Source organism: Streptomyces marincola (assembly GCF_020410765.1).
Classification (GTDB): Bacteria; Actinomycetota; Actinomycetes; order Streptomycetales; family Streptomycetaceae; genus Streptomyces; species Streptomyces marincola.
The window spans coordinates 5051140-5060779 of record NZ_CP084541.1; the positions used below are offsets into that span (position 1 = coordinate 5051140).

The 9640-nt window shown below is 69.3% G+C and carries 13 protein-coding genes; 9 read left to right on the plus strand and 4 right to left on the minus strand.

The window, feature by feature from the left end; translation table 11 throughout:
- Positions 1 to 116: 116 nt before the first annotated feature.
- From LC193_RS22265 to LC193_RS22280, 4 genes are all read left to right on the plus strand, one after another.
- Entirely contained in the window at positions 117 to 947 is an 831-nt protein-coding gene (locus LC193_RS22265) for a helix-turn-helix domain-containing protein (protein ID WP_226076857.1), read from the plus strand.
- Entirely contained in the window at positions 944 to 1150 is a 207-nt protein-coding gene (locus tag LC193_RS22270; protein WP_226076858.1) for a DUF397 domain-containing protein, read from the plus strand. The genes LC193_RS22265 and LC193_RS22270 overlap by 4 nt, the downstream gene beginning before the upstream one ends.
- Entirely contained in the window at positions 1137 to 1334 is a 198-nt protein-coding gene (locus tag LC193_RS22275; RefSeq protein WP_226076860.1) for a DUF397 domain-containing protein, read from the plus strand. Before LC193_RS22270 ends, LC193_RS22275 begins: the two co-directional genes overlap by 14 nt.
- Positions 1335 to 1485: 151 nt before the next feature.
- Entirely contained in the window at positions 1486 to 1863 is a 378-nt protein-coding gene (locus LC193_RS22280) for a DUF488 domain-containing protein (protein ID WP_226076862.1), read from the plus strand.
- Between the two features lie 21 nt (positions 1864 to 1884).
- Here LC193_RS22280 and LC193_RS22285 read toward each other — a convergent pair whose 3' ends face one another.
- From LC193_RS22285 to LC193_RS22295, 3 genes are all read right to left on the minus strand, one after another.
- A complete protein-coding gene (locus LC193_RS22285; protein WP_226076864.1) occupies positions 1885 to 2835 on the minus strand; it encodes a DUF3152 domain-containing protein in 951 nt (316 codons plus the stop codon).
- 146 nt (positions 2836 to 2981) lie between these two features.
- Positions 2982 to 3773, minus strand: a complete 792-nt coding sequence (locus LC193_RS22290; RefSeq protein ID WP_226076865.1) for a hypothetical protein — start codon at positions 3771 to 3773, stop codon at positions 2982 to 2984.
- A gap of 5 nt (positions 3774 to 3778) precedes the next feature.
- Positions 3779 to 4276 (minus strand): SigE family RNA polymerase sigma factor, encoded by a 498-nt coding sequence (locus tag LC193_RS22295; protein WP_226076866.1) that lies wholly within the window; start codon positions 4274 to 4276, stop codon positions 3779 to 3781.
- A 203-nt stretch (positions 4277 to 4479) separates the two neighbouring features.
- Between LC193_RS22295 and LC193_RS22300 the strand changes: the two genes are divergently transcribed.
- The 4 genes from LC193_RS22300 (at position 4480) to LC193_RS22315 (ending at position 6654) form a co-directional block, all read left to right on the plus strand.
- A complete protein-coding gene (locus LC193_RS22300; protein ID WP_226076867.1) occupies positions 4480 to 5007 on the plus strand; it encodes a DUF6232 family protein in 528 nt (175 codons plus the stop codon).
- Positions 5004 to 5339, plus strand: a complete 336-nt coding sequence (locus LC193_RS22305; RefSeq protein WP_226076868.1) for a hypothetical protein — start codon at positions 5004 to 5006, stop codon at positions 5337 to 5339. Before LC193_RS22300 ends, LC193_RS22305 begins: the two co-directional genes overlap by 4 nt.
- 142 nt (positions 5340 to 5481) lie before the next feature.
- On the plus strand, positions 5482 to 5937 hold the full coding sequence (locus tag LC193_RS22310; RefSeq protein WP_226078850.1) for an NUDIX domain-containing protein: 456 nt from the start codon (positions 5482 to 5484) through the stop codon (positions 5935 to 5937).
- A gap of 192 nt (positions 5938 to 6129) precedes the next feature.
- Positions 6130 to 6654 carry a hypothetical protein gene (locus tag LC193_RS22315; protein WP_226076869.1) on the plus strand — a complete coding sequence of 175 codons (525 nt, stop codon included), beginning with the start codon at positions 6130 to 6132 and terminating at the stop codon, positions 6652 to 6654.
- Between the two features lie 184 nt (positions 6655 to 6838).
- Here the strand turns inward: LC193_RS22315 and LC193_RS22320 are convergent, their stop codons facing one another.
- Positions 6839 to 7462 carry a hemopexin repeat-containing protein gene (locus LC193_RS22320; RefSeq protein ID WP_226076870.1) on the minus strand — a complete coding sequence of 208 codons (624 nt, stop codon included), beginning with the start codon at positions 7460 to 7462 and terminating at the stop codon, positions 6839 to 6841.
- A 496-nt stretch (positions 7463 to 7958) separates the two neighbouring features.
- On the opposite strand from LC193_RS22320, the gene LC193_RS22325 reads away from it, so the two are divergent.
- On the plus strand, positions 7959 to 9635 hold the full coding sequence (locus LC193_RS22325) for an Eco57I restriction-modification methylase domain-containing protein (protein ID WP_226076871.1): 1677 nt from the start codon (positions 7959 to 7961) through the stop codon (positions 9633 to 9635).
- Positions 9636 to 9640: the final 5 nt, after the last annotated feature.

The following is a 9640-nucleotide window of genomic DNA, read 5'->3' on the forward strand; positions in this document are numbered from 1 at the left end:
GGGGGGTTGCCTCCCGAGGTTTGCTCAACTACCTAACGTGTCTCTAGCGTTACGTGCCGGGATGGCCCCTGCCCAGTAGGGGCGTGTCCCGACGGATGGGTAGGGACGGGAGGCATATGACATTCGAACCGAATGAACTGACGCCGCATCGTTCCGCGCGGCACTTCTATGGCGCGGACCTGAGGCGGCTCCGGATGCTCGCGGGTATCTCACTCGCCACGCTGGCGGGGGAAGTCCCGTGCAGCAAGAGCCAGTTGGCCCGGATCGAGACGGCGGAGGCCATACCGTCCACGGGTCTTTCGGAAGAGTTCGACCGCGTGTTCAAGACGGACGGGCACTTCGCCCGCCTCTTCGGGCTGGTGAGCCACGAGATCCATCCCGAGCAGTACCGGCGGCACATGGAGATCGAGGCGCGCGCCGTCATCATCCGCGAGTACGCCGGGCAGCTGGTGCCGGGGCTGCTCCAGACCCGCGAGTACGCCTACGCCCTGTTCCGGGCCACGGCGCCGAAGGCGAGCGAGGAGGACATTCTCCAGAAGGTCGACGCCCGGCTGACTCGGCAGGAGCTGCTGCGCGGGGAGAACCCGCCCGACCACTCGGTGATCCTGGACGAGGCGGTGCTGCGGCGGCCCGTGGGCGGCCCGGCCGTGATGCGGGCCCAACTGGCCGCGCTGATCGAGCGGTCGAACACGCCGACGAGTGTGGTGCAAGTGTTGCCCTTTACCCATGGCGAACACGGCCTGCTCGGGGGCACACTGAGACTGCTGACGCTCAAGGACGGTGAGACCTTCGCCTACGAGGAGAGCATCGCCAGCGGCACCCTCATGGAGGACCGTGAGCGTGTCGACGAACGGCTGCACGCGTACGACCTGCTCAGGTCGCACGCGCTGTCGCCGGTCGAGAGCGCAGCATTCATCCGATCGGTAATGGAGGCACTGCCCGCATGAGCATCACCTTTGATCTCTCCGGAGCGGAGTGGGTCAAGTCGAGTTACAGCAACGGGGACGGCGGTGCGTGCGTCGAGTGGGCGCCCGGCGTCGCCGCCGCGACCGGCGTCGTTCCGGTGCGGGATTCGAAGGTGGCGGGTGGTCCGGTGCTGTCGGTTCCCGCGGACTCCTGGGAGGCGCTGGTCCGGCATGTCGCACGCTGAGTGGGTCACGTCCACTTACAGCAACGGTGGCGGCGGTGCGTGCGTCGCGTGGGCGCCCGGGATCGCCGCCGCGACGGGTGTGGTCCCGGTGCGGGATTCGAAGGTGGCGGACGGGCCGGTGCTGTCCGTTCCGTCCGGTTCCTGGGACGCGTTCCTGCGCGACCTGACCCGCTGCACCGCCTGACGGACGCCCGGGTCCGGCCCACGCGGCCGGACCCCGGGCGCCCGGCGCGCGGCGGGCCGCGAACTCCCCTAAACTGGGCATATCGCCTGCGGTCCGCGTCTGCCGGGCCGCCACGACATCGGGGCGGCCCGTCCCGGAGGAGGTGCGGACGATGGCCAGGAAGATCACCTGCCGCAGGATCTACGAGGAGGCCGCCCCCGAGGACGGCACGCGGGTGCTCGTCGACCGGATCTGGCCGCGCGGCATCCGCAAGGCGGACGCGCACATCGACGGCTGGCTGCGCGATCTCGCGCCCTCCACGGAACTGCGCAGGTGGTACGGGCACGCGCCCGCCCGCTGGGACGAGTTCAGGCGCCGCTACCTCGCCGAACTGCGCGACGCCGCGCACCGGAACGCGGCCGATGAGCTGCACGACCTGGCCGGGCACGAGAAGCTGACGCTGCTCACCGCCTCGAAGGACGTCGACCACAGCCAGGCCGCCGTGCTGGCCGAGTGGCTCGCGGACGGCGGACGTTCGGGCGGCCGTTGAGCTTGAGCGCGCGGCCGGTGCTCAGGGCATCCAGGGGCCGGATATGTACTCGCCGTTCTCGTCGTAGGGCCAGGCGTTGGCCACGCAGCCGTCAAGTCCCTTGATCTGCTGCATCATCGCCGGTGCCGGCGCCCCCGGCGCGGAACACCCCTCGTGGCCGTGCCCGAGGGCGTGCCCCACCTCGTGGTTGATGATCAGCGCCCGGTACTCCTCGACCGGCCCGTCGAACTGCGGCGACCCGGTCATCCAGCGCTTGAGGTTCACCATGACGGACTCACCGACCCGGCAGTTGACCTCGCCGCCGGTGTCGAGACCGTACTGGCCGCAGATGTCGTCCACGGTGCCAGGCGTCGCGATCCGCACCATGAACTCGGCGGTCTCGCCCGCGCCCACCAGCTGGAACCCGCTGTGGCCGTCCTGGGTCCAGCCGCGTTCGTGGCTGAGGATCGCGTGCACCTCGGCGGCTGCGGCGTCCGGGTCGAGGTCGATGCCGTCCTCCACCTGCACCTGGTAGCGGTAGAGGGTGGGCCCGCCCACCGGCTCCCCGCCGCCGGGGGCCACGCGGAACGTTCCGGGGCCCGACTCGGGCAGCTCCGACTCCTCCACCTCCGCGTCCGGCTCTTGTTCCCGCTCCTGCTCCTGCTCCTGATGGGCGTCCTGCCCGTCATCCGCCTCCGCCTCCGCCTCCGGGTCGGGGGCGGGCGGCGTGGGGTCGGTCGCGACCGACTCGTCCTCACCGGCCGTCGGCCCGGGGGCGTGCGGCGGCGGGCCGGCCGCGTCGTTCCGCGTCTCGTTCCCGGCCTCGGCGCCGTTCCACGAGACGAACCACGCGGAGCCCGACCCGAGCAGCAGGACGCCCGCGGCCACCACGAGGGGCAGCCGGACGCGCCGCAGCCGCGCCGCGCGTCCGGGACGGCGGCGGTGGCCCGCCCGCCGCCCGTGGGGCGTGGCGTGCATGCCTCGGGAACCCATGGGCGATTCCTTCCGATGTTTCTGGTGCTGGAGGTGCTGATGGTGCTGATGTTGTTTAAGGGACTGGTGGTTCCGAAGGGGCTGAAGTGATCAAACGGGCCCGGGGCGGCCCGCGACACGCGGGCGGGAGGGGGCGGTGCGGGCCGTTACGGGGCGTTCGGCGGCATGGCCAGGGACCGGACTTGGGGGTTGGCGAGGAACGCGAGCAGCCGCTCGGTCGCCACCAGCGCGCCGACCCGGGAGTCGGTGTCGGGCGTGATCTCGACGAACAGGTCCTCGGTGCCGAACCGGGCCCGCGCGGCGATGCTGGGCAGGCCCGCCTCCACGCCCGTGTGGACGGCGACGGGGGTGCCGTCCGCGAGGGTGTGCGCGGCGCAGGCTCCGGGCCGCGTGTCCGTCGAGGCGCAGGGGCCCGCGAGCGGGCCGTCGCCGGGCGGGCGGACCTGGAGGGTGAGGGTGAAGGACGCGCCGTTGGGGCCCCGGCCCTGATAGCGGTCGATGTCCCCCGCGACGGGCGTCACCTCTGTGACGGCCGGGGTGAGCAGGTCCCGCAGCGCGGCGGCGACCTGCCGCCGGTGGTCGTCCTCCGCCCGGGCGGCGGCGTCGGCCGCCAGGTCCGGGGTGCTGGTGGCCTCGGGGAAGGCGGATTGGGCGGGCGGGGCGGCGGGGAGCGGGGGAGCGGGCTCGGCCGCGCCGCCCGGCCGCGCGGACAGCGCGAGCGCGGCCGTCACCGCGGCGGCGGCCAGGCACACCCCGGCGCCGAGCCCGAGCGCGCGCGCCCGCGCGCGGCGGCGCTCGGCCAGCGCGATCGCGCCGTGCACCAGGCCGGGCGGCGGCAGCAGGCCGTCCACCGCGCGTTCCATGGCGCCTCTGACCAGTGACTCGTCCGGCGGGAGTTCTCCCATGCCGTCCCCCCGCTCTCCCGTTTCCCATGGCATGGCGCTCAGCACCTCTGATCCGCGAACAGGCCGGCGTTCTGAAGCTCGACGCGCAGCCGCGCGAGCGAGCGCGAGCACTGGCTCTTGACCGTGCTCTGGCTGCACTGCATGAGGCCCGCCACCTCGGCCACGCTCAGGTCCTCCCAGTAGCGCAGGACCACCATGGCCCGTGCCTTGGGCGGCAGTTCGGACAGCGCGGCGAGCAACGTCACCCGTAGCTCCGGGTCGTCGGCGGCGGGCGCCGGGTCCTCGACCGCGTGGGCCCTGCGGCTGAGCAGGCCCCGGCGCTGCTCCGCGAGGAACGTGCGCGTCAGCACGGTGCGGGCGTAGGCGTCGAGGCTGTCCGCGCGCGACGCCCTCGCCCAGTGCCGCAGCAGCTTCACCAGCGTGGTCTGCACGAGGTCGGGCGCACGGTGCGGATCGCCGCAGAGCAGGACGGCGGTGCGGTGGAGCCAGCGCTGACGGGCGAGCGCGTACTCCTCGAACTCTGCGTATCTCCGCATCCGCTTCCCTGCCGTCCTTCGCATGTGTGTTCCGGCCCGTCATCCTCTCTGAGTCACCGACCCCGCGAGAAGGTTGAGTAACGACTTAGTAACGGGCGGGCCCTCGCGGCAGGCCCGTGGCCTCGGGTGCGGCCACCGCGCGCCGCCGGTCTATTGACCTTGTCCGAAGGGCATGACGAGAGCGGGTGGACAGGGGGGAAACGATGGCCAAAGGTGTGGAGACCACGGTTCAGGTCAGTCGCAAGATCCTGTGGGTCACGACGCGCGTGCCCTCGCCCCCGGGGCTGGAGACGATGGTGTTCCCCCTGGACAACGTGGCCCGCGTCACCGTGACCCCGTACCGGCCCGACCGCATGCGCGCGCTGCTGAAGTTCCTCGTTCTCCTGCTGTTGCTCAGGCTGCTCGTGACCCTCCTGGCGGGCGGGGCGGGCGAGGCGGTGGCCAACGCGGTGGAGGGTGTCGCCGCCGTCGTGACGCTGGGCCTGACCGTGCAACTCCTCATCGTCCTCACCCGGCGCTCGTACTTCGTGCTGCTGGTCGAGACGACCGGGCCGCCCTTCGCCCGGCTCTACAGCCGGGACGAGCAGCTGATGCAGCGGGTCGGGGCCGCCATCGTCGCGGCGCTCGACAACCCGCAGGTGGCGTTCCACTACCGGATCGAGCATTTCCAGATCGGCGACACGATCAAGTTGATCGGCGGCAGCGGCAATACCGGAAAGGTGAATCAGTGAGCGGCGACATTCATTTCGGTGACCGGGTGAGCATGGACGGCGGCCAGGGCAACTCCGGCATCGTCCATTACCACGGCGCGGCGCCCGCGAACGCGCGAGAGGCGTATCAGGAGTTGTTCCGGGCGGTCACGGCGCTGCGCGGGCAGGTCACGCCCGAGAACCGGGCCGTTCTCGACGAGTCGGTGGCGGCCATCGGCACCGGCGAGGACGCGGAACCCGGCGTCGTCGCGCGGGCGCTCGCGGCGATAGCGGGCGTCGCCGCGCTCGTCGGCGCGGCCGGAGCCCCCGTGGTCGCGGCGGTCCAGCAGATCACGGCACTCCTGGCCCCCTGACCTCGCCCCGGGCCCCGGCCCCGGGCCCCGAACTTCGGCCCACCGGGAGCGGGCGAGTCGGGGCGTGACCGATGCCCTGCGGTCCAGGTTGTACCAGCTACCCGCAGGCGCTCCCCGCGCCCGTCCTGTCGAAACGGTGGTCATGAAGCGAATCGCTGCCCGGCTGTGGAAAGTCCTTCGCGGTCCTCTGCAATGGCGTGTCCTGTGGTTCACGCACGCCACGTTCATGGTCGGCGTCACGGGTGTGGTGCGGAACGAGGAAGGGCACGTTCTCCTCCTCAAGCACCGGATGTGGCCCGCCGACCGCCCGTGGGGACTGCCGACCGGCTACGCGGTCAAGGGCGAGGAATTCCCGCAGACCATCGTTCGAGAGGTTCGGGAAGAGACGGGCCTCGATGTCGAGCCGGGCCGACTGGTCCGGGTCGTCGGCGGCTACAAACTCCGCGTGGAGGTCGCGTACGAAGCGCTGCACGTGGGCGGAAGCCTCAAGCTCGACAGCTTCGAAATTCTGGAGGCCGAATGGTTCAGCCCGGACGCGCTCCCGGAGGGAATGCAGGAGTCGCACGTCCAGCTCATCAATGCGGCTTCACCGGCCTGACGGAGCGCGCGACGCCGAGACTGGCCCTGGACCGACGTGATCACCGAAGCCGTGCAACGCCTCGCGACCATGCCGACCCCCGGCTGACCACAAAAGATCGAGGCTAGAGATAGAATGCGACACCGGCACGTCGACGGGGCGTGTGCGGATTTATCCAGTTTATCCAGACAGCCCTAGCCCTAGGAGTCGCACTTGGGGGACGATTCGGACTTTGGGAAGCGTGCTGCGGCAGCGATCGGAGTCATAGCCTCGGTGTTGGGCATCCTTACCTTCTTCGGGATTCCTGACTGGAACTCGCTCACTTCGAAGCTTTTCGGCTTTGAGTCCGCGGCTCGGCCTAGTGGCACCGAACTGTTTCCGGTGTCGTTTACTCACCAGGGTTGGACGTTGACGGCCACTTCCCGCCCGGACACTTGGGACGAGTGCGAGGAAGGTTGGGGCTGCATCGCAAACATCAAAGCGGAATACACCACCGAGGATCCTGGATTAATTGTGATGGTGTCAGTCGCTGTCTATGCCGATAACGAAGCAGCCGCACGATACGTTGACGATCGACGACAATGGGAACAGTCGAGTGGTGTAGACGGATACGGCTACTCGGCAGTGAGCGGCAGCTACTCTGTCATTGCGGGCGCATTGAATTTCCAGGCAAACGATCCATACGCTGCGAGTTCTGCAATAGGTAGCCAAGTCCTCTCCAGGCTCCCGCCGGAGTAGAGCCCGATCGGCATTTCCTCAGTAGGGTCGGGGGCCCTGTGTGGCCAGGGCGCCGATGTCCCACTTAGGCGGACGAACCCAGGTCAACCCGCTTCGCGAAGATCATCTCGCTGAGAAAATTTCAGTGGGCGTGGTGCGGCGCGGGTGATGCCGGGTAGGGCGCGGGTTCGGTGACCAGGCCGGGTCACAAGCCCGGCCAGTTGCCCGCCAGCGGTTTCGGATAGCCCTCGTCCACCGCGTTGTTCTCGATGTCGTACCGCATGTAGTAGGCGGACAGGAAGAAGTAGGCCACTCGGCGTCCCCGGACCGGGTGGGGCCACACGAAACCTCCCCGCAGGTTCTGGCCGGTTGTCCACAGGCCGGGCCAGTGGTCCTTGGTGTCCCGGGGGTAGCCGGGGTCCACCCTTTTGGTCTTCGGGTTCACGCGGTAGTACCTGTCGTCCTGGAAGAAGTAGACGCTTTCGTTGGGCCAGAGCACGGCGGCGTCGATGCGGTGGTCCTGGAAGCCGCCGAGAACTCCCCGCCAGTTGAGGGCCGTCGGCCTGGGGTACGCGTCGTCGACCTTGTCCTCGGCGATGTCGTAGCTGTAGTACTCGTCCCGGTCGAAGAAGTACGCCTTGCCGCCGGTGGGCCAGACCATCGCGCCGTGAATGGAGGCGTCGCCCAGGCCGGGCCAGTAGGTCGCGGTCCGCTTCGGGTAGCCGCCGGGGACCCTGTTGGCCGCGATGTCGAACTTGTAGTAGTCGGGGCCGCTGAAGAAATACGCGTTCCCGTCCGGCCACAGAATCGCGCCGTTGTAGGCGTTCATGGATTCTCCCTGGTGATATGCCGTCCGTTTCGTGCGGTTGATCGTTCCGGCACTGCGCGGAGGACCGGTCGCGCGGGCACGCGCGCGGAGTCTCCCGCGGCCCGTCGGCGGCTGGGACTCGGCCGGGTCGCTCCGGCACGCGGTGGTCAGCAGCAGGGCGCTCGAAGGCGGGGTGCACGGGATGAGCGGACGCGGAATCTGGGGAACTGCGGATGAGGTCGGTGCGGCTCTCCCGCGCTTTTCTGACCTCTTCTACTCAAGCCTCCACTGCCAGATTGCACCACCTTCCCGGTCCTGTCATCTTGTGGAAAGGATCTCCCGTGGCAGCGACGCACGGCGCCCTCTCGGCCTCCCGGGCACGTTCCATGGCCTGGTCATCGAGTGCCGTAGGCCCCCTCCGCCCCATGGCCTTCTACATCTCGGTAAGTGTTATCGGATGACTACGCGCTGTGGATGGAGATGAGCCCTCGCAGCGCACGGACGGTACTGTCCTCACGTGGCATCTCTCGCGCTGTTCAGCACAGACGACCTCTCCCTGCCGGAGTCTCTCCAGGAGGCCGTGGAGCACGGTGAGGTGTTCACGCGTGCATGGGTGGTCGAGCTGATCCTGGACCTCCTCGGCTACACGCCGGACAGGGACCTCTGCGGCCTCCGGCTCGTGGAGCCGGCCTGCGGCGGCGGTGCGTTCCTGACGGTCGTCGCTTCCAGGATCAGTGCGTCGTGCCGCGTCCACCGGCGTCCCCTCACGGACGCGATCGACGCCGTCCGCGCCTTCGACCTGCTGGACCGCAACGTCGAACAGAGCCGCACGCTCATCACGCGAACGCTGCGCGAGGAGGGCTGGGATACGGGGGGTGCGGCCAGGGTCGCCACCGCGTGGGTGCGGCAGGGCGACTACCTCCTGCAAGCGGATACCGATCTTCAGGCTGACTACGTCGTTGGTAACCCTCCGTACATCAGGCTGGAGGACGTGCCCGACGACCGGATGGCCGCTTACCGGCGTGCCTGCTCCACCATGGGAGGCCGAGCCGATATCTACATCGGCTTCTACGAGGTGGCCCTGCGCAGCCTCAACCGAGGCGGCCAGCTGGGCTTCATCTGCGCCGACCGCTGGATGCGGAACCAGTACGGGCGACGGCTGCGACGGCTGGTGACCGAGCGGTTCAGCATGGACCTCGCCCTCGTGATGCACGATGTCGACGCCTTCGACGACCAGGTCTCCGCCTATCCCGCGATCACGCTCATTTCGAACAAGCCCCAAGCCGCAGCGGTCGCCGCCGACACGAACCGCTCCTTCCGGGCACCACAGGCGCGGGACTTCGCTGACTGGTACCTCTTCGGAAAGCCGTCCGCGACTGCCACGCCTTCCTACCAGGCTGCCCGCATGCCCCATTGGTTCCCGGAGGAGGACAGCTGGCCGGCCGCCTCGCCGGCGAGGCTCGCGGTCCTCGAACAGCTCACCGAGCGCTTCCGCCCGCTGGAGGACAGCGAGACCGGAACCAGGGTGGGGATCGGTATCGCCACCGGCGCGGACAAAGTCTTCCTCACCAAGGCCCGCGACCTGGTCGAGGAGGAACGGTTGCTCCCCATGGCCACGGTGCGTGACACGACCAGCGGCACGATCGACTGGGACGGCACCCATCTCGTCAACCCGTGGTCGGCAGACGGCGACTTGGTCGACCTCGACGCGTATCCGCGTCTCGCCTCCTACTTCGAGAAGCACGGTGAGGTCCTGCGCAGGCGCTACGTGGCCGTCAGACAGCCCAGGCGCTGGTACAAGACGATCGACAAGGTCGACCACCGACTCACCCATCGACCGAAGCTGCTGCTGCCGGACATGAAGTCGCGGATACACCCCGTCCTCGATCAAGGGCGCCTGTACCCTCACCACAACCTGTACTTCATCGTCTCGGACGTCTGGGACATGCGGGTACTCGGTGGCCTGTTGCTCTCCAGGGTCGCGGAAGCCTTCGTGGAGGCGTACGCGGTCAAGATGCGGGGAGGCACCCTCCGCTTCCAAGCGCAGTACCTTCGGAAGATTCGCGTCCCGGACCCGGCGGAGGTCGGCGAAAGCGACCGGGCCGCTCTCGCCGAAGCCTTCGACAACCGGGATGTGGAGGCTGCCACCGAGGCCGCGTTGCGCGTCTACGGGCTCGTCGAGCTGCCTGACTAGGAGGA